Here is a 19,343-nt window from a genome sequence, read left to right as displayed (position 1 = left end):
CGGCACCAGTTAGACATTGTGAGCCGCCGGCACCTTTGCTAATGAGGCGCCTGCCTGCGGCCTGTGTCGAACGTCCTTTTTTCGGACTCGACCGAGCGGCCGTTGACGTTGGGGCGTCGCCAAGCGGTAAGGCACCGGTTTTTGGTACCGGCATTCCCAGGTTCGAATCCTGGCGCCCCAGCCACATTTTCGCTCGTCCCAAATCGACGTCTTGGTCATCTGGTTCTGCCTTCCTCACCTGCGCGCTGGTCGTGGCGGGAAGGGCAGGTCGGTTCGTGGGGCGGGCAGCAGCGTGGCGGCAAGGCCGAAGCGGTGCAGCAGGTCGGGCGTGAGCTGGCGCAGGTCGCCCGGGCGTGCTTGCGTGGCAAAGGCGATCAGCGCCGGGGGAAGGTCGAGGCGGGAGAGATAGGTTCTCGCCCGGGCGTTGCCCCTCGGGCTTTCTTCCAGGCCGCCGTCCGTGCGGTATCGGAATGCACCGTGGACGATCAGCAGCGATGAGGCGGAGAACACCCGTGTGCGACCGGCAAGCCAGGCGAGCGCACAGCCTGAGGCGCAGAGGCTGCCGGGCGGCACGCTGGTGGAAAAGCCGCGGGCGCGGATCGTGTCGCCGATCGCAAGTGCGGGCTCCAGTTCGCCGCCGGGGCTTTCCAACACGATTGTTGCGGCCGGATAGCGGTCCGCCAGAGCTGCGAAACGGGGTGTGTCCTCCGCGCGGAACTGGCCACGGATCGCGATCAGGCCATAGGCCGGTGTGGGAGAGAGGTCTATGATCTCTGCCGCCTGTGCCGGGACGGCAAGGCCAAGACAGGTTGCAAGGCGGACAATGGACCTGATCATCATCACGGATTCCCGCAAGGCCACAACCTGCCGACGACGGTGGCAAAAGTCGATTTTTCGTATGTAGGCGACATCCGGGCGAGAACCAGAGGCCCGGGCGGCGGAGGCCTGGCGGCCGGCCGCCGCGCAAACGGGCAGACGCCGCCCGCCAGACGCTCTTTATGTCCGGCCCCTGCCGCGCCCCGGTGCCGGCGCGGCAGACGCCAGAGGCCGCCTCATTCGGCGGTCAGCAGCTCCGTGCAGTAGCTCGGGCCCTTGGTGCCCGGACGGTCCGACACCACGTGGATGGACTTGATGCGATAGTTCGAATCGGTGGTCAGGTTGGCGCTGCAGCTTGCGCTGATCCGCTGGCCATCCACAGTCTTGATGCGCTGGAAGCCGCCACGCCAGTTGTAGACCGTGTCGTCGCCGACGCGTGCATCAGCATATGGCGGTGCAAAACGGGCGAAGAAGGCGCCGGCCGATTTCCCCTGCCAGCGCGTCTCGATGGGGCTTGGCGGGGTCGGCATGGTCGTGCATCCGCACAGCGTGCAGGCCAGCAGCACCAGCGCGGTCAAGCGAGTGTTCATCTGTCGTAAACCTTTGTTTTCCGGAAGGAACGGAGCAGGGCCGCCCTTCGAAGCAGCACTCGGCGCCCGGAAGCTTGCCGGTTCCGTCGCCTTGGCTCCGCACTAGCAGATTTGAGCCTGATTGCGCGAGGGGCTGTCTTTCGCGGCGCAAAATAAATTTGCCATGTACCGCTTTTCTCTATGGGTTCGCGCCATTTTGAAACGGCTAATATGAGAATGTGTCAATATGGATCAATCAGCGGTGCGCCCCATTGCGAAATGGAACCATTGCCGGTATATTTCGTTTTCATGACGGGGCACGGGAGGGGTGCGCCGTCATATCAGGAGGAGAACAGATGCTGACGAAATTGTACCATTCGCCCTATGTCCTGTCGCTGAACATCTCGCTTCTGATGTGGGCAGCCATCATCTGGACCGTTTACAACATGGTTCGCTGATCCCCGGCGATACGTCTTGACGGGATCTGAGTCGCTATTGGCGAGTGGATCCCTGCGATAGACTGCGATGTAATGTAATGGCACGGTTACATATAGTATCGCATCTGTAAGTCTGCGGCCGTCTTTGGCTCGATCATTTTTTCCTTCAACGCAATGTTGATTCTGGATGACTTCGCGCGATACTGTCGCGAGGATATCCTGAGTTGTGTATATTTTCGAGAGACAGGGGCGAGTGGTGATGAGCAAGGGGGTTAAGCCGGGCTCGGAGCCTGCGCGCGAAAAGACCGGGACCGTGGTATGAGGGCGCGACGCGGGCGTGGCGAACGCACGACGCTGATCGATGTCGCGACGCGGGCCGGCGTCAGCGCCATCACCGTTTCGCGGGTCCTGCGCGAACCCGAAAAGGTATCCCCCAACCTGCGCAATCGCATTCTCGATCTGATCGAGGACATGGGTTACGTGCCCGATCAGGCGGCGCGCGCGCTGGCCAGCCGTCACAATTCCACCTTCGGTGTGCTGGTGCCGACGCTGACCAACCGGGCTTTCCTGAGCTTCATGCAGGGGGTGGAGGAGCGGGTGCGCGACACCACGTTCCGCATTCAATACGCCAATACGCATAACTGTGCCGATGAGGAAAAGCGGCAGGTGAGGCTGCTTCTCTCCCAGAATACCGCCGGCATCCTTCTGGCGGGCCTGGAAGGGGCTGACGGCATTCATGATCTTGTCCGGCATGCCAACTGCATGGTCGTGCAGGTGGTGGATGTCGGCATAAAGATCGCGGGGTCCGTGGTGGCCGTCGATCACGGCGCCGCAGCCGAAGCCGCCACGCGTCACCTGCTGGGTTGCGGCTACCGCACCATCGCGCTGCTTGGCGGCATGGCGGATGCGCGTGGACGCCGGCGCACGGAAGGCTATAGCCGCGTCATGCAGCAGGCCGGTCTTTACGATCCCGATCTCATCCATCACGAAAACGCCGCCACCACCACCCAGATGGGCTGCCGGCTGCTGCGCCGCGCGCTGAAGGCGCGGCCGGATATCGATGCCGTGTTCTGCCAGAACGACGATCTGGCGCTCGGCGTGCTGTTCGAGGCGCAGCGCATGGGTCTCAGTGTGCCCGACCAGTTTGGCATCTGCGGCTATAACGATCTTGATTTCGCCGCCGTGATGCAGCCGCCGCTCACCACCGTGCGCACGCCGCTGTTTGAAATGGGCTACCGCGCTGCCGACCTGATGATCCGTGGCGCCGATGGCGACCGCCTCGTGCACCACTCCGTCAATCTGGGCTTCGAACTGATCGAGCGCCGCACGACGCGCCGCAGGACACTCTAGGTGGTTGAAGGAGACCGCACGCAAAAAAAGCCCGGCAGTGGGCTGCCGGGCCTACTATTTTTTGTTGTGTCAGGACGGGGTTAGTCCAGATCACCGAGCACTTCGGCGGCGCGGGCGGCGCTGAGGCGGCGCACATCCACCTCGTCGCGGCGATTTGCGAAGGTTTCCGTCGCCATCAGTTCCTCGGCCAGATCGGCCGGCAGCGACAGCAGGACGCGCTGGCCCTCGCGATGGATGCCGCCGAGATCAGTGCGCTTGGCGGTGATCATGCCGCCGGCCACCGTGTTCAGCGTGTCCGGATCGATCAGGATGAAGGCGCCGGTATTGCGGTTCTGGTCGTAGGCGTCAAAGATCGCCGCCTCGTCGAAGGAGAGCCGCACCTTGCCGATGGCGTTCATCGGCAGCGCCTCCGCATGGCTCTTCCACTTTCCGGTGGACAGTTCCAGCTGCGAGAGGGGCGAGACGACGACGCGCTGGCGCCGCGTGCCGGCCTTCAGCCAGTAGCGCTTGCCAGGCTCGATGCCGCCGGGCTGCAGGGCCACCAGCTGCGCATCGAAATGCAGGCCGGTCATCGGCTGGGCGTCGAGCGAGACGATCATGTCGCCGCGCGCCACGTCCACCTGCCGGTCGAGCACCAGCGTGACGGCGTCGCCGGAGACGGCAGCATTGCGCACGAGATCGAAGGTGACGATCTGCTTGACATTGGCAACCATGCCGGAGGGCAGGATGGCCACGGAATCGCCCGGCTTGATCGAACCGCCGGCGACCGTGCCCTGATAGCCGCGGAAGCTTTCGCCGGGACGCGACACGCGCTGCACCGGCAGGCGAAAGCCGCCGGCGGCACCCGTGCGGGTGGTCGCAAGCTCCAGCGTTTCCACCAGCGTCGGGCCGTCGTACCAGGGCATGGTGGCGCGGCCGTCATAGACGACATTTTCGCCCTTCAGCGCCGACATCGGGATGGCTGTCACCTGCCGTACGCCGAGCGACAGGGCCAGTTCCTTGAAATCATGGGAGATCTTCTCGAACACCGCCTTGTCATAGGCGACGAGGTCGAACTTGTTGACGGCGAGCACGAACTGCTTGATCCCCATCAGCGAAGCGATCGTCGCATGGCGACGCGTCTGCTCCAGGAGGCCGGTGCGGGCATCGACCAGAAGCACGGCGAGATCGGCGGTCGAGGCGCCGGTTGCCATGTTGCGGGTATACTGCTCGTGGCCGGGCGTATCGGCGACAATGAAGGAGCGGCGGTCGGTCGCAAAATAGCGATAGGCGACGTCGATGGTGATGCCCTGTTCGCGCTCGGCCTGCAGGCCGTCCAGCAGCAGCGCGAAATCGGGAAGGCCAAGATCGTTCTGCTTGCCGCTGTCACGCGACAGCGCGGCCGCCTGGTCTTCCTTCACCGCCTTGGTATCCCACAGCAGGCGGCCGATCAGCGTCGACTTGCCGTCATCGACGGAGCCGCAGGTGATCAGGCGCAGAGGCCGGGTGTCGCGGGTGCTCTTCACTGCATCGGTAATCGGCACGACATTGCTCGCGGAAGCGGCGGTGGCAGACGGTGCGGTCATCAGAAATATCCTTCGCGCTTCTTCTTTTCCATCGATCCCGCCTGGTCGCGGTCGATGGCGCGGCCCTGGCGTTCGGAGACGGTGGCGATTTCGAGTTCGGCGATCACCGCGTCTAGGGTCGTCGCCTGCGAGCGGATACCGCCGGTCAGCGGCCAGCAGCCGAGCGTACGGAAGCGCAGCATGCCTTCCTGCACCTGTTCGCCGGGCAGCGGCTGGAAGCGCGGGTCCTCCGCCCACATCAGCATGCCGTCGCGTTCCACGAACTTGCGCGGCCGTGCGAAATAGAGCGGCGGCAGCGGAATGTTCTCCGCCTGGATGTAGCGCCAGATGTCCACTTCGGTCCAGTTGGACAGCGGGAAGGCGCGCACGCTTTCGCCGCGGCGGATCATGCCGTTGTAGAGGTTCCACAGTTCCGGGCGCTGGTTGCGCGGGTCCCATTTGTGGTCGGGCGTGCGGAAGGAATAGATGCGCTCCTTGGCGCGGCTGGCTTCCTCGTCGCGGCGCGCCCCGCCGAAGGCTGCGTCATATTTTCCAGCATCCAGCGCCTGGCGCAGCGCCTCTGTCTTCATCACGTCCGTGTGGTAGGCCGAACCGTGGGTGAAGGGCGAGATGCCCTCGGCCGCGCCGCGCGGATTGGTATGCACCACCAGATCGAGATCGAACTTTTCCGCCATCTCGTCGCGGAAGGCGATCATTTCCGGGAACTTCCAGCCGGTATCGATGTGCAGCAGGGGGAAGGGCACGCGGCCGGGATAGAAGGCCTTGCGCGCCAGATGCAGCAGCACGGAGGAATCCTTGCCGATGGAATAGAGCATCACCGGATTTTCGAATTCGGCCGCCACCTCGCGAAAGATGTGGATCGCCTCGTTTTCCAGCGCCTTCAGGTGCGGATCAAGCGGCGGCTTCGGGGCCTGATCCTTCAGATGCGGATCGAACTCGGAACTGTGTCTGTGCATTCTTGCGGGTATCCTCGTGGCCGGCTCATGCGGCGCGTCTTGTCCTAGATAGTCCTGTTGTCCTGCCATCGCCATCTTTTCCGACCGCTCGAGCCGAGAAAGGGCCTGTGCCGCTCCCGTATCACGGGAAGGCGGCAGGATAAGGGACCGGGCTGCCAGTCAGTGCGGTGCGGCCGTGATGGCCGAGGCGACCGGTTCGGGAACATGCAGGCCGCATTCGCGCTTCTCGTCCTGCTCCCACCACCAGCGCCCGGCCCGTTCCGGCTCGCCCGGCTTGATCGCCCTGGTACAGGGCTCGCAGCCGATCGAGGGATAGCCACGCTGATGCAGCGGGTTGACCGGGATTTCCTCCGCCGCCACATGGGCGTGGATCGTCCCGATCTCCCAATCCGCCAGCGGATTGATCTTCAGCAGGTTGCGTTCGGTGTCATACTCGGCAAAGGGCGTGCTGGCCCGATTGCCTGATTGACCGCGCCGAAGGCCGGTGATCCAGATCTCGGCGCCCGAAAGAGCCCGCGCCAGCGGCTTCAGCTTGCGCACATGGCAGCAGGCATGGCGGGCTTCCACGCTGTCATAGAAACCGTTCAGGCCATATTGCGCCGCATAGGCCTCCACATCCCGTTCATCGGGGCGGAAGCGGCGGATCGACAATCCATAGCGTTCTTCCGTCTGGCCGATCAGCACCACCGTTTCCATGAACAGCCTGCCGGTTTCCAGCGTCGCCACCTCGATCGGCAGGCGATGTGTGCCGATGGCTGCGGTGATCACCTGGTCCTCGATGCCGAGCGACGTGGTAAAGACGGCACGGCCGAGCCCGGCGGCGAGCCTGAGGCGGCCGGCAAGGTCAAGGGCTGCCAGCTGCGCGTCGAGCGTCGCAACGGCCTGTGGCGTCTGATGCGGGATCACCTGCGTATGGGTCATGACGGGCCTGTGCTGCATTCCGATTGCGGCCCTTATCCCATATTGCGCAAAGCCCGCACAGAAACAGGGATTTGAAGCTGGCGCAGCCGGGAGCAAATCTCTCTCCAAAACCCCGGCAGAGTGAAAAACCGGCGCTTTCCCGGTCTGGCGGGCACCCATTTCTCTTTCGCACGCACCAGCGCCGCCCCCAACCTTCGGAAAATGGAGTGCTGCAGTGCGAAGTCAAGGCTTTTCACGTCATTTCATCACTTCTCAACCCTGTGACTTATCGCTTCCTTCACAGAGACGTGATAGATGCTTGTGCCCGGATGCGCAGGGACGCGCGCTTTCCGTAAAAAAATGTTGACGGACACCCCATGGAACCGCTTTCCGCTGACCGTGACCTGATCATGCCGACCCTGCCGGGCGCGCCGACAATGGCCCGGATTTCCGCGCTTTGGCAGGAGTGTCGATCCGGTCTGCGGGACCTTTGCGGCCTTGTCAGCCGCGCCAGTCTTCTGGCTCTCGTCGCCGCCGTGGTCGTCTGCGTCTACATGGAAGAAATCCTGCTGGCGCTGCGCCTCGTCGGTGCCCCCGCCATCGGTCACCATACCGGCACAACGCTGTCGCTGACGCTGATTGCGGGGGCGTGGGCCGGGCGCCGGATGATGCAGCCCGAACGGCGCCGCAGCCGCCGGCCGAGCGCGAGCGATCTTGCCACGGCCTGCGAGATCCTGGCCCGCCAGCCGAATGCCAGTGCCGGGCTGGTGCGGCTTGGCGACAAGCAGCTTCTGTTTTCGGCCGCGCGCGACGCCTTCATCATGTATGCCGTGCAGGGCAAGTCGCAGGTGGCGCTGTTCGATCCCGTCGGGCCGCAGGAGGCCTGGCCGGAACTCGTGCGCGCCTTCGCGGACGATGCCCGCCGCCATGGCCGCCGGGCCGTGTTCTACCAGGTTTCGCCTGCCTTCCTGCCGATGGCGGTGGATTGCGATCTCAGACCCTACAAGCTCGGCGAACAGGCGGTGGTGGATCTCACCCGTTTCAGCATGAAGGGAGGCGAATGGCTGAAGCTGCGCCGTTCCATCAACCGTGCGGAACGTGACGGGCTGGAATTCTCGCTGCTCACGCCGCAGGAGGTCCTGCCGCTTCTCGGCGAACTCCGGCAGATTTCCGATGCCTGGCTTGCTGCGCACAACGCCGCGGAAAAAGGCTTCTCGCTCGGCACGTTCCAGAACGGTTATCTGGCGGAAAGCCCGGTGGCGCTGGTGCGTTTTCAGGGTCGCATCGTGGCCTTCGCCAATCTTCTGACCGCCTCCAGCACGGGCGACGCCTTCATCGACCTGATGCGCCATATTCCCGGCACCCATCGTGGCCTGATGGATTTTCTGTTCGTGCGCCTGATGGAGACGTTGAAGGACCAGGGCTTTCGCACGCTGAACCTTGGCATGGCGCCGCTGGCCGGCCTGCCCACCCACCAGGGCGCGCCGCTCTGGAACCATGTCTGCCGCCAGGTTTTTGAGAACGGCGAGCGGTTCTACAATTTCCAGGGCGTGCTGGCCTTCAAGTCGAAGTTCGATCCGGCCTGGGAGCCGCGCTATCTGGCGGTTGGCGGCCTCGGCCTGCCGGTGGCATCCATGCTGGATGTCACCCTTTTGATTGCCGGCGGCCTGAAGGGTGTGCTGCATCGATGATCCGCATCTGTTTCCTCTGGCTCTGCCTGCTGGCGGGCCCGGCTTTCTCCGCCAGCTATGTCACGAAGACGCTGCCCACCAGCCATCTGCTGCTGCCCAAGCAGACCCCGGAGTCGGTGGTCGTGCTGGTATCGGATGCCGATGGCTGGAGCGCGGACGAAGCCGCGGTCGCCGAACGTCTCGTGGCGCGCAAGGCCGCCGTGATCGGCGTCGACCTGCCGCAATGGTACGCGGCGCTGTCGGCCTCGCCGGCGGACTGCCTCTATCTGGTCTCCGACATCGAAACGCTGACCCAGCAGATCCACCGCGAGGCGAAGATTGCGACCTATCGTGCGCCGATCGTCGCTGGGGCGCGGGAAGGGGGCGCGCTGGCGCTCGCCATCACCGCCCAGTCGCCGCCCGCCACCATCGGCGAGATGCTTGCCGTCGATCCGACCGCCGCCATTCCGCTGAAGACGGTGCTGTGCACGCCGGCCAGCAAGCAGGCCTCCGCGGAGGGCACGGTCTATGGCCTCACCCCCGGCGCGCTGCCGCATCCGGTGTCGATCGAACTCGGGCGTGCGGCCGGTCTTGACGGGCGTGCCCATGCCGCGGCGCTGAAGGCTGCCCACCCCGCCATCGAGCTTGCGGAGCGCGAGGGGAGCGACCCGGCCTGGGCCCGGCTCGGCGCCCGGCTCGAGGGCGCGCTTGACCGACTGGCCACGGCCCATTCGCCGCTCGACCTGCCGATCATTCCGATCGAGGCACGAGCGCGCTTCGACACCATGGCCATCATCTATTCCGGCGATGGCGGCTGGCGCGACATCGACAAGAAGCTTGCCGTGTTCCTTCAGGCGGATGGGGTGCCGGTGGTCGGTGTCGATGCGCTGCGCTATTTCTGGCGCGAGCGCAGCCCGGACGAAACGGCCGCCGACCTTGCGCGCATCATCGACAGCTATCGGACCCGCTGGCGGGTCAAGAATGTGGTGCTGATCGGCTATTCGTTCGGCGCCAACATTCTGCCGGCCACGCTGACGCGGCTGCCGGAGGCGCAGGCCCGGCATGTCTCGCTCGTCTCGCTGCTGGCGCTCGGCCGCCACGCGGATTTCCAGATCTCCGTGATGGGCTGGCTCGGCGTCTCCGGTCCCGGCAAGCATGGCGATCCGATCGCGGACCTGAAGACGCTGCGGACCGACCTCGTGCAGTGCGTCTACGGCCTCGAGGAGAAGGATACCGGCTGCCCGGACGTGCAGTCCCTGCCGGGCGCGGAAGTGATCGCGCGCCCCGGCGGTCACCATTTCGACGGTAACTACAAGATCATCGCCGATGCGATCATGAAGCGCATCCGGGCGGAGGCCGCGGCCCGGTAAATCCGGCCGGCGGTGTCGCGCGTCTCTGCCTCCCGGGTGTGCTGCCCGGCGCCCCGTCGGTGAGCCGCTCTCTTCTCCAACTCCCCTTGAAAACAGATCGCGCGCCCCGGTGGCCGGGACGCGCGAGGATCAGGTGCCTGTCTGCGGGTGGCTCAGACGATCAGGAAGGTCGAGATGATCGGGAAGGCCGTCAGCAGCACGATGCGGAACAGGTCGGCGGAAACGAAGGGAACGATGCCGCGATAGGTATCGCGGATCGGCACCTCGCGCGACATGGCCGAAATGATGAACAGGTTCAGCCCGACCGGCGGCGTGATCATGCCGATCTCCGCCACCATCAGGACGAGAATGCCGAACCAGATGGCAAAGTGTTCCGGGCTCATGCCGAAATCCATGGCGGTGACGATCGGGAAGAAGATCGGGATCGTCAGCACGATCATGGAGAGCGAATCCATGATGCAGCCGAAGATGATGTAGAGCACCAGGATGATGATCAGCACCGTCATTGGCGCAAAGCCCTGCGCGGTCACCCATTCCGCGCCCACCTGCGGCAGTCGGGAGAAGGCGAGGAAGGAGTTGAACACGGTGGCGCCCAGCACGATGAAGAAGATCATGCCGGTCGAGACCGCCGTCTCCTTGAAGCAGGCGAGCAGTGCGGCACGGTCGAGACCGCCATTCTTCCAGGCCACGAGACCGGCGCCGACCGCCCCGACGGCCGCGGCCTGGGTCGGTGTGAACCAGCCGAGATAGATGCCGCCAACCACCAGGAAGAAGATGACCGCCACCGGCCACACCGCAATCACGGCCGGCAGCCGCTCGGACCACGGCACGCGGGGCGCCTGACCGGCGCTTTCCGGCTTCAGCCGCACATAGATCGCGATGACCGTGAGATAGGAGATCGCGGCGATGATGCCGGGCACGAAGGCGGCGAGGAACAGCTTGGCGATGTTCTGTTCCGCAAGAATTGCGTAGATCACCAGCACGACGGAGGGCGGGATCAGGATGCCGAGCGTGCCGCCGGCCGCAAGCGTGGCCGTTGCCAGCCCGCCGGCATAGCCGTGGCGACGCAGTTCCGGCAGTGCCACCTGCGCCATGGTGGCGGCGGTGGCAAGCGAGGAGCCGCAGATCGAGCCGAAGCCCGCGCAGGCGCCGACGGCCGCCATGGCGACCCCGCCCTTGCGATGGCCGAGGAAGGCGGCTGCCGCATTGAACAGCGACTGGCTCATGCCGCCGCGTGCCGCGAACTGGCCCATCAGCAGGAAGAGCGGAATGATCGACAGCGAATAGTTGACGTTGGTGGCCCAGATCACCGATTTCAGCTGGGAGAGGATGGGCGTCCAGCGGCCAGTCACCAGGAAGGTTCCGACAATGCCGCAGCCGAGCATGGCCGCGCCGATCGGAATGCGCAGGAAGATCAGCAGGATCAGGACAGGGAAGGACCAGAGGCCGATTTCGATGCCGGACATCAGTGTGCTCCCATGGCCGAGACGATGACCGCCTTGCGACGGATGTCGCGGATATCGGCCAGGATGATGAACAGGCAGATGAAGACGTTCACGACGAGCAGGATCATGGCCAGCGCATAACCCCACCAGATCGGCAGCAGCAGCAGCGGCGTCGTCTCGCCATTGTCCAGCTTGTCCATCAGGCCGATGCCGTGGCGCCAGGCAATCAGCGCGAAGAGGACGGCGATCACGATGTCGCCGATCAGCTGCGTTGCATTCATCGCCTTCGGCCCGAAGGAGGCAATCAGCAGATCAACGCCCACATGGCCACGCTTCAGCTGGCAGAAGGGCAGGAAGCCGAACACGGCAAGGCCGCACAGCGCCTCCACCAGTTCGATTTCGCCCGGCACGGGACGCAGCGTCAGCGAGCCGATGATCGATACGCCCGTCAGCACGCAGGCGGCCAGCAGGCAAAGGCCGCTGAAGCCGACCAGAGCGCCGGCCAGGCGGTGAACGAAACGATCCAGCGCATCAAAGGCGCTGGCGGAACCGCGGGTCATGGTGAACTCCGAAAGACGGCGAGGAAAAATGGATCAAATGAGAATGGTCGGATCAATGGATCCGGACGCAAGCGAAGGCCGGCGCGTCCGGCGTGACCGGCAGTCCCGGATCTGTCGCCCGCCTCCGCCGATCGTCTGGCGGAAGCGGGCGGCAGGCGCCCGGTCTTACTTGCTGTACTGCTTGATGAGGTCGGTTGCGTCCTTGTAGAGCGCCGTGCCGTTCAGGCCCTTCTTGTCCATTTCGGCGATCCAGTTCTTGGTCACCTTGTCGCCCTGTTCCTTCCACTTGGCGGTTTCGGCCTCGTCGAGGACATAGGTCGTGTTACCGGCCTTGTCGGCGAGCGCCTTGCCCTTCACGTCGCCGGCATCCATGGCGGCACCGAATTTGGCGGCGAGATCCTTGCCGGAATTGGCGTCGATCACCTTCTTGAGGTCGGCGGGCAGCGCGTCATAGCTGTCCTTGTTCATGGCAAACAGGAAGGCTGCCGTGTAAAGGCCTGTTTTGCCTGAGAAGCTGGTGTGGTTCGGGGCAAGCTCCGCGATCTTGATCGAGGGGGTCACTTCCCACGGCACCACGGTGCCGTCGATGACGCTCTTCGACAGCGATTCCGGAACCGTCGTCACCGGCATGCCGACGGCAGCGGCGCCCATCGCTTCCAGCATCTGGTTGACCACCTTGGAGGTGCCGCGCAGCTTCAGGCCCTTCATGTCGGCGAGCGACTTGATCGGCTTCGACTGGATGGTGTGCAGCAGCCCCGGTCCATGGGTGTGGACGGCCAGCACATGGTAATCCTTCAGCTCGTCCTTCAGGTGCTTCTGGTAGTATTCGTAGAAGGCCACCGAGGTTGCCTCGCCCGTCGTCACCATGAAGGGCAGTTCGAAGGCTTCCGATTTCGGGAAGCGGCCGGGAGTATAGCCGATCAGCGTCCAGCCGATATCGACGACACCGTCCTTGACCTGATCCACCACGTCGCCGGGCTTGCCGCCAAGCTGCATGGCCGGATAGATCTCCACCTGGATCCGCCCGCCGGAATCCGCCTTGATCTTGTCGGCCCAGGGCTGCAGCACCGTGGACGGAATGGTGGCCTGCGGCGGCAGGAAGTGATGAAGTTTCAGGACCACATCGGCCGCGAAGGCCGAAACACCGGAAACCGTGAGCGCCGCACCGGAAAGTGCGGCCAAAAGCAATCTGCGCAACATGTTCTCCTCCCATCGCGCCCGTGACACGTCGAGGGGAAAGGTGCGTGCGGCGGCACCTCCTTCGGTGCCTTGTACAGGTCAGGCGACCTGCTGCTGCTCCTTACGAGACGACGATCTCTCCCCGATCGCAGCCTCTCCCCCAGTGACGGTTATGGTTGCAGATGCATCAAGGGGGCGCAAATAAAAATAATCAAGAAATGCATAGTCCCTGGGTTATGTATCATGCACCCTTTCGTTGCTATCGGACCGGGCGGTCGACGCAGGGTGGGGCCTTGGTTGCAGGGCTCAGTCTGCGGCCCGTTCGCGCTCCTCCCGCAATGCCTTGGCGAGGAAGGCGCGCGAGAGGCCGTGATAGAGCGGTTCCGGCGACAAAAGGCGCGAGGTGAGATAGCCCAGCATGGCCGCAGCCATGATCGGGATCACCGCCTGATGATTGCCCGTCATCTCGATGATGATCACGAAGGCGGTCATCGGCGCCTGCACCACGCCGGCGAAGTAACCGGCCATGCCGAGGATGGCGCCGAGCGCGATCTTGCCGCCGACCAGCATGGCAAGCGACCCGCCGAGGCTGACGCCGACGGTGAGCGACGGGGCGAAGATGCCGCCCGGAATGCCTGACGCCATGGACAGGAAGGTGGACGCGAATTTTTCGAGGAAGAACAGGGGCCCCGGCGCCTGGCCCTCGAGAATGGCGCGCGACTGTTCATAGCCGGTGCCGAAGGTTTCGCCGCCGGATGCGACGCCGATGATGGCGACGGCGAGACCGCAGGCGGCAGCCAGAAGCACCGTGCGCCGCACCGGCGCCGGTTCGACAAGCCGTCGGATCCGCCGCGCAACCGACAGCGCCCCCGCGCTGAAGCCAGCACCCAGCGCGCCGCCGGACAGCCCGCAGACCAGCACCAGCAGCCAGTCGAGCCCTGTGGTGGCGCTGACCGCCGTATCGCCGAAATAGGTGTAGCTGCCGACAAGGCCAAGCGCTGCAAGCCCCGACAGGATGACGGCCATCAGCACCAGCCCGTTGGCGCGTGCCTCGAAACTGCGGCTCATCTCCTCGATCGCGAAGACGACACCGGCAAGCGGCGTGTTGAAGGCCGCGGCGATGCCGGCGGCGGAACCGGCGAGGATCAGGCCGCGCGCCTGCGCCATGCCGCCGATCCGGCCGCTTGCCAGCATGATTGCGGCGCCTACCTGGACGGTTGGTCCCTCGCGGCCGATCGAGGCGCCGCAGAACAGGCCGATGAGTGTCAGCAGGATCTTGCCCGCCGCGATCTTCAGCGACAGCAGCCGGTGCCGCGGTTCTGCGTCATGCAGGTGACGGGCGGCGATTGCCTGAGGAATGCCGCTCCCTTGCGCATTGGGAAACCAGGTGAGCGCCATCCAGGCGCACAGCGCAAAGCCCAGCGGCGTCAGGAGAAGCGGGATAAAGACGGCATCCGGGTCAAGGGCGAGCATGGTCTTGAACAGATGCTGCACCCGGTCTGCCGCCAGCGCGAAGAAGACGCTGACGAGGCCGATGGCCACCGCGCCGATCCAGAACACGATGCGCGGCTTCCACACCGGCCAGGAGCCGCGCATGACGCGCGAACGGCGAAACATCCGGGAGCGGCGAGGGGAGACAGGCATGGCAGGCACTTTCAACGGGGCAGGTCACTTGTCTTTAACGCCCTCGGTGCCCGTCATGGCAAGGCCTGAATCGGCCGCATGCTTCACCTTTGAGAGCAGTGCCGGTCGCGGGGGCCTGCGACCGGCACTGCGCTGCCGTCCGGGCGGGGGTACGAGGGGTTGCCCGGACGATCAGACCGTTGAGAGCGTCTCCTGCGATAGAGAATCGCCCGGAACGCTTCATTTCCTTGTTTGCACACACATCCTGGAGGGCCTCACGACCCCACCTTCGCCGGAACTGCAACCGGACCGGTCTGGCTCCCCTTGAACCAGACGGGCCCGGTATTCTTCGGTCCCGGACAGAACTCTAGACGATCAGCCCCTTCATTGGGGCCACCTTGCCCGAGCCCGGAAATACCGCTTCCGCCAAATGGCCGGCATCGGCGCCGAGCAGGTCCACCGCCACCCCCTTGATCACGGCACTCAGATCCGTGGTGGGGGCGAGGTCGCGGCCTTCGAACAGTTGGGCATCCTTCAGACCCGGCCAGTCGGTGATCACCCGGCCGCCGGCAATGGCGCCGCCGGCAAGGAAGGCGGTGGTCGCTGTGCCGTGGTCGGTGCCTTCCGTGCCGTTGATGCGGGCGGTGCGGCCGAATTCGGTGGCGATCACGATGGCGGTGTCCTTCCAGGCCGGGCCGAGTTCCTGATGGAAGGCGGCGAGCGAGCGGTCGAGCCCGGTCAGGAGCTTGGCAAGCCGCTCCGTTTCCTGCGCATGGGTGTCCCAGCCTTCGAAGGCAAGGGCGGCCACGCGCGGGCCGCCGTCGCCGGCGATCAGCCGTGCGGCGCCGCGCGCCATCTGCTCCATGCCGTCCGGATCGCCGGCGCCGCCCTTGGCCTTCATGTCGAGGCCGGAGGCGATCTTGCCGGTCTCGATGCCTTCCTTCAGCAGGCCGGCCAGCAGCGGGTCGGTCTTGCCGTAGAGATCCATCAGGCGCGGCGCCAGATCGCCATCGGCTGCCTTCAGAACCGGCGGCGCCCAGCCCAGCACCGGGGCCTTGCCGCGAATGACGAGCGGGGCGTTGGCTCCGACGGAAAGCCCCCGCACCCGCTCCGCCGGACCGGGGGAGATCAATTCACCGGCCGGCAAACCTTCCAGCAGGCGGTTCAGCCAGCCGGTCTCGACATGTCCGGGCGTGGGATACCCGGATTCCAGAACATCCTGCCCGTCGAAATGCGAGCGTTCGCGATAGGCGGTGGCGCTCGCATGCACCACGGCGGCCTGCCTGGCCTGGAACAGCTTCTGGAAATAGGGCATCGACGGATGCAGGCCGAAGAAGCCGTCGAGCGGCAGGGCGGCATTCTCGCCATCCTTCGTCAGCGCAATGTCCTGCCGCAGGGAGGCATAGCCGGGATCGCCGAGCGGCGGCACGGCGGTGAGGCCATCAAGGGCGCCGCGCAGGATGATGGTGACGAAGCGCGGATCGCGTCCGCCGGCCGCATGGGCGAATTTCGGCATGAAGGCCCAGGCAAACAGCGCACCGGAGGCGCCAAGCACGGCGCGGCGGGTGGGGTTCAGGGTTTCGCACAGCATGGTCAGGCCCTCTGGAATTCGGGGGAGAGGAAGGCGATAGACAGGCCCTGCGGCTTGGTTTCCGCGCGGGATATGGCCTGCAGCGTGTCGTCGGTCAGCAGCGGCCCGAACCGGTCGCCGGCAAAGGCGCGCGGATCCACGGGGCCGCCGATCTGGTGGGCGAAGAGATTGGCCGCGTCGATGCGGGTCGCAAGCCCCTCCGAGGAGGCCCAGGCATCGGTGGTATCCGAAAAACCATTGGGGCCGGAGGGGTTCCACAGCGGCTGGCCGAGCGCCTTCAGCACGGCAAGGATCTGGTTGGGTTTCGGCTTGAGGCCGGTGGCGCGCAACAGACCCGTGACATAGACGAGCGGCGGGCGCACCTTGGTCAGCTGCGGCGTCCAGGCCTCGTCGGCATTGATCATCGCCATGTAGACGGCCGAAAGATCGCCGTCGGTCTTGGTATAGGCGGCCGCCATCCTGTCGATCAGCGCCTTCGGCGGCTGGTCGGAGACGAAGTGGCGGGCAAGCTTGGTGGCGAGATGTCGGGCGGTGGCCGGATGCCGGGCGAGATCGCGCAGCACCGCCTTGCCCTGGTCGAGCCCGTCATCGGCATAGGTCACGCCCATCACCGTCTGGTCGCCGGGCTCATGCGCCCAGTCGCTGAAGGTGAAGCTGCCGAGCGGGCCGGGGCGCTTGCGGTCGCGATAGACCGTCCAGCCGGTGATCACCCGGGCAAAGGCGGTGACATCCGCCTGGCTGTAGCCGCCATCGACGCCGAGCGTGTGCAGTTCCATGATCTCGCGGGCGAGATTTTCGTTGAGGCCGCGCTTGCCGTTGCGGTTCGCCTGGGAATTGGGGCCAACCGACTGCTGGTTGTCGAGGAAGACCAGCATGGCCGGGTGGGTTTCCACCGCCACCAGCATGTCCTCGAAGCGGCCGAACAGGTTCGGGCGGATCGCCTCGCGCTCCATGCAGCCGGCCAGGATATGCACATCGCCGCCTTTCGAGATCGCGACGGCGAAGTGGTTGGCCCAGAACATCGCCAGCCGTTCGCCAAAGCCGATCAGCGGCTGGTGGATGGTGCCGTTGAAGCGCGCATCCGTTTCCGCCAGCAGGATTTCCTGGGGCAAATAGGGTTTTTCACGCTGCGGCTTCTGCTGGGCCGTCTGGGCGGGGGGCGCATTGCCCGGCATGGTGCCCTGTGCCGGCGGCGCACCCGCCTGCATGCCCATGTCGCCGGCGGGCTTCTGGGCACCGGTAGCCGGGCCCTTGTCGATGCCCGCCTTGTTCATGCCGGCCATCTCGTTCGGGGCGCTGCCTGCGGCGGGCTTGTCCGCACCCGCCGCACCGGCCATGGCCTTGGCGGCGTCGGCGGCTGCTGCCGCCACCGGCATCACGGCGGGGCGTTCGCGCTCGGCGCGCACCGCCTCCTGGTAGTCGTAAAGCGCCACCAGCAGGTCGGCATGCGAGGCAAGCTGGGCGTTGACGGGGGTGGGCACCGCTTTCTCGACGATTTCCTGCCTCAGCAGATCGCGGGCATCCGCCTTGATGGCGGAGATGCTGCCTTCCTGGGCGCCGAGACCGAAGCGCCAGAGCGCAAGCGCGGCATCAAGATCCTTGGAATTGGCCATGACCGATACGAACTCCGTTGCGTCATCGGCCCTTCAACGCGGCGGATCGGCAAAATCCGTCGCTCACCAATTAAGGTCATTTCGTGGCAGGCTTCGGCGCCTCACGGCCGATCAGCCCGTCCGCCAGCCGGCGGCGCTCGTCGAGGGAAAGCGTTGCAACGAAATCCACCGCCCGCTTCTCCAGGGCGGCCCGGACGGCGGTTTCTGCATCGCGCGCCTGTTCCAGCGCATCGGCCAGGGCTTCCGCATCGAGATCCGGCTTGCCGAGCAGGGCCGCCGCCTCGACGCGGGCCTGCCGGGCCTGAAGCGCCGTTGTGCGCACATCGCGGCGGGCATCGGCGAGCGCCTTCTGGAAATCGCCGCGCGTCTTCGACGGCAGCTGTTCGCCGGCAAGCGGCAGACGGCCGGGCGGCGGCGCATCCGTGTGGTAGAGGTAGAAGATGCCGCCCCCCAGCAGGGCCGAAAGCAGAAAGGTGTTGGCCAGCAGAAGGCCGATCGCCAGCCGGCGGAAGCCCGTATCCGTCATGGTGTTTCCCGTATCAAATCGCTGTCGATGGCGCCGAAGGCGGTTTCGCCGCTGGCGATCTCGCGGCCCGGCAGGCCGTGGCCCGGCAGCACCACGGCAACCGTTGCCGCCCCGGTCAGCCCGCCGGCAAGGCCGAGGCCGACGAGGCCGGCGCCGACAAGGAAGCGTCGCAGCCGGATGGCGAAGGTGACGCGCTGTTCGGCCCCGGCGAGAATGCGTCCCGCGAGCGCTGCCGCCGGCATCGGCGGGTGAGCGAGGTCGAGGGCGGCATCGAGGCGCGCCGCCCGCCGCAGGCTTTCCGCCCCGTCCGGCGTTTCGGCAAAGGCGAGGGCCGCCGCCCGGCGTTTCTCCGGCCAGCGCTTCGGATCGGCGCCATAGGTTTCCACCAGCGCGGCAAAGGCCGCCTGATCCATCTCCGGTGTGCGTGCGTCTGTCCTCATGCTTCACCTTCCTCGTCCTGGACGAGCATCTGCTGCAGGGCGCGCCGCCCGCGGGCAAGCAGGCTTTCCAGCGCATCCACGCTCACCTGCATGACCGCGGCCGCCTCGATATTCGACATCTCCTGATAATAGACCAGGATGATCGCTTCGCGTTGCCGCGGCGCAATCGCCTGCAGGGCGCGCTCGACCCGCAGCCGTCCGGCCTCTTCCGCGCCAAGTCCCGCATCCGGCAGCGGCGCTGTGTCGGTGAGATCCGGCGGCTCGGCCATGCTCACCTCGCGTTTGCGGCGCAACCGGTCGTGACAGAGATTGAGCGCCACCCGGTGCGTCCAGGTATCGAACTTCGCCCGTCCCTGCCGCCAGGTGCCGGCATGCTTCCAGATGCGCAGGAAGGTTTCCTGCGCCACATCCTCCGCCTCTGCCCGGTCGCCGAGCATGCGGGTGGCAAGCGCCAGCAGCCTTGGCAGCTTGGTTGCCACCATGGCGCGCATCGCCGCCGGTTCCCCGGCCGCCACGCGCCGCACGAGATCTGCATCGGGATCCTGTGTCATGCGGGCGCACGAAAAGCCCGGCCGGGGCGCTGTGCACCCGGCCGACCGGTTTTCCCGCCCCCCTCCGGAGAGAAGCGGGGCGGGGGCTGTGTCAAATGGCTGCGGGCCGGCATGCGCGCGTTTCGTCCATCCTTTGCCTCGGATCATGCCCTTTCAACGCAAGACTGGCAAATTTCCGTCGG

17 protein-coding genes and 1 tRNA gene are annotated in these 19,343 nt (G+C 65.7%); 4 read left to right on the top strand and 14 right to left on the bottom strand.

What is annotated here, in order from left to right; all coding sequences use genetic code 11:
• Positions 1-109: 109 nt before the first annotated feature.
• Positions 110-184: transfer RNA gene (locus tag F3H95_RS02445), tRNA-Gln, on the top strand.
• Positions 185-234: 50 nt separating this feature from the next.
• Here F3H95_RS02445 and F3H95_RS02440 read toward each other — a convergent pair.
• Together F3H95_RS02440 and F3H95_RS02435 are read right to left on the bottom strand one after the other, a co-directional pair.
• Positions 235-840: a hypothetical protein gene (locus F3H95_RS02440; protein WP_149744803.1), complete on the bottom strand. Its 606-nt coding sequence runs from the start codon at positions 838-840 to the stop codon at positions 235-237.
• Positions 841-1,052: 212 nt separating this feature from the next.
• Positions 1,053-1,406: a hypothetical protein gene (locus F3H95_RS02435; protein WP_143125008.1), complete on the bottom strand. Its 354-nt coding sequence runs from the start codon at positions 1,404-1,406 to the stop codon at positions 1,053-1,055.
• Positions 1,407-2,140: 734 nt separating this feature from the next.
• On the opposite strand from F3H95_RS02435, the gene F3H95_RS02430 reads away from it, so the two are divergent.
• On the top strand, positions 2,141-3,172 hold the full coding sequence (locus F3H95_RS02430; protein WP_149744802.1) for a LacI family DNA-binding transcriptional regulator: 1,032 nt from the start codon (positions 2,141-2,143) through the stop codon (positions 3,170-3,172).
• 80 nt (positions 3,173-3,252) lie between these two features.
• Here F3H95_RS02430 and cysN read toward each other — a convergent pair whose 3' ends face one another.
• From cysN to F3H95_RS02415, 3 genes are all read right to left on the bottom strand, one after another.
• Positions 3,253-4,737 carry a sulfate adenylyltransferase subunit CysN gene (gene cysN / locus F3H95_RS02425; protein ID WP_149744801.1) on the bottom strand — a complete coding sequence of 495 codons (1,485 nt, stop codon included), beginning with the start codon at positions 4,735-4,737 and terminating at the stop codon, positions 3,253-3,255.
• Complete coding sequence (cysD, locus tag F3H95_RS02420; RefSeq protein ID WP_143125011.1) at positions 4,737-5,693, bottom strand: sulfate adenylyltransferase subunit CysD; 957 nt, start codon at positions 5,691-5,693, stop codon at positions 4,737-4,739. The genes cysN and cysD overlap by 1 nt, the downstream gene beginning before the upstream one ends.
• A gap of 159 nt (positions 5,694-5,852) precedes the next feature.
• A complete protein-coding gene (locus F3H95_RS02415; protein WP_149744800.1) occupies positions 5,853-6,614 on the bottom strand; it encodes a phosphoadenylyl-sulfate reductase in 762 nt (253 codons plus the stop codon).
• 356 nt (positions 6,615-6,970) lie between these two features.
• Here F3H95_RS02415 and F3H95_RS02410 point away from each other — a divergent pair, with 356 nt between their 5' ends.
• Positions 6,971-8,284, top strand: coding sequence for a phosphatidylglycerol lysyltransferase domain-containing protein (locus F3H95_RS02410; protein ID WP_143125013.1), 1,314 nt, complete (start codon positions 6,971-6,973; stop codon positions 8,282-8,284).
• Positions 8,281-9,633 carry an AcvB/VirJ family lysyl-phosphatidylglycerol hydrolase gene (locus tag F3H95_RS02405; RefSeq protein WP_149744799.1) on the top strand — a complete coding sequence of 451 codons (1,353 nt, stop codon included), beginning with the start codon at positions 8,281-8,283 and terminating at the stop codon, positions 9,631-9,633. The genes F3H95_RS02410 and F3H95_RS02405 overlap by 4 nt, the downstream gene beginning before the upstream one ends.
• 152 nt (positions 9,634-9,785) lie before the next feature.
• Here the strand turns inward: F3H95_RS02405 and F3H95_RS02400 are convergent, their stop codons facing one another.
• The 9 genes from F3H95_RS02400 to F3H95_RS02360 all read right to left on the bottom strand — a co-directional run bounded on the left by F3H95_RS02400 (position 9,786) and on the right by F3H95_RS02360 (position 19,308).
• On the bottom strand, positions 9,786-11,099 hold the full coding sequence (locus F3H95_RS02400; protein WP_143125015.1) for a TRAP transporter large permease: 1,314 nt from the start codon (positions 11,097-11,099) through the stop codon (positions 9,786-9,788).
• Complete coding sequence (locus F3H95_RS02395; protein ID WP_143125016.1) at positions 11,099-11,638, bottom strand: TRAP transporter small permease; 540 nt, start codon at positions 11,636-11,638, stop codon at positions 11,099-11,101. Before F3H95_RS02395 ends, F3H95_RS02400 begins: the two co-directional genes overlap by 1 nt.
• A 165-nt stretch (positions 11,639-11,803) precedes the next feature.
• Positions 11,804-12,838 (bottom strand): TRAP transporter substrate-binding protein, encoded by a 1,035-nt coding sequence (locus F3H95_RS02390; protein WP_149744798.1) that lies wholly within the window; start codon positions 12,836-12,838, stop codon positions 11,804-11,806.
• Between the two features lie 285 nt (positions 12,839-13,123).
• Positions 13,124-14,461, bottom strand: coding sequence for a chloride channel protein (locus F3H95_RS02385; protein ID WP_143125018.1), 1,338 nt, complete (start codon positions 14,459-14,461; stop codon positions 13,124-13,126).
• Positions 14,462-14,807: 346 nt separating this feature from the next.
• On the bottom strand, positions 14,808-16,031 hold the full coding sequence (locus tag F3H95_RS02380; RefSeq protein WP_143125019.1) for a DUF1501 domain-containing protein: 1,224 nt from the start codon (positions 16,029-16,031) through the stop codon (positions 14,808-14,810).
• Positions 16,032-16,033: 2 nt separating this feature from the next.
• Positions 16,034-17,644, bottom strand: a complete 1,611-nt coding sequence (locus tag F3H95_RS02375) for a DUF1800 family protein (RefSeq protein WP_149744797.1) — start codon at positions 17,642-17,644, stop codon at positions 16,034-16,036.
• 76 nt (positions 17,645-17,720) lie between these two features.
• Positions 17,721-18,170: a periplasmic heavy metal sensor gene (locus F3H95_RS02370; RefSeq protein WP_149744796.1), complete on the bottom strand. Its 450-nt coding sequence runs from the start codon at positions 18,168-18,170 to the stop codon at positions 17,721-17,723.
• Positions 18,167-18,610, bottom strand: coding sequence for a hypothetical protein (locus tag F3H95_RS27040; protein ID WP_188134272.1), 444 nt, complete (start codon positions 18,608-18,610; stop codon positions 18,167-18,169). The genes F3H95_RS02370 and F3H95_RS27040 overlap by 4 nt, the downstream gene beginning before the upstream one ends.
• Positions 18,607-19,308: an RNA polymerase sigma factor gene (locus tag F3H95_RS02360; RefSeq protein WP_149744794.1), complete on the bottom strand. Its 702-nt coding sequence runs from the start codon at positions 19,306-19,308 to the stop codon at positions 18,607-18,609. Before F3H95_RS02360 ends, F3H95_RS27040 begins: the two co-directional genes overlap by 4 nt.
• Between the last annotated feature and the right edge of the window lie 35 nt (positions 19,309-19,343).

The organism is Rhizobium sp. RU35A, assembly GCF_900156005.1.
Taxonomy (GTDB): Bacteria; Pseudomonadota; Alphaproteobacteria; order Rhizobiales; family Rhizobiaceae; genus Neorhizobium; species Neorhizobium straminoryzae.
This window is presented reverse-complemented; position numbering and strand designations above follow the sequence as displayed.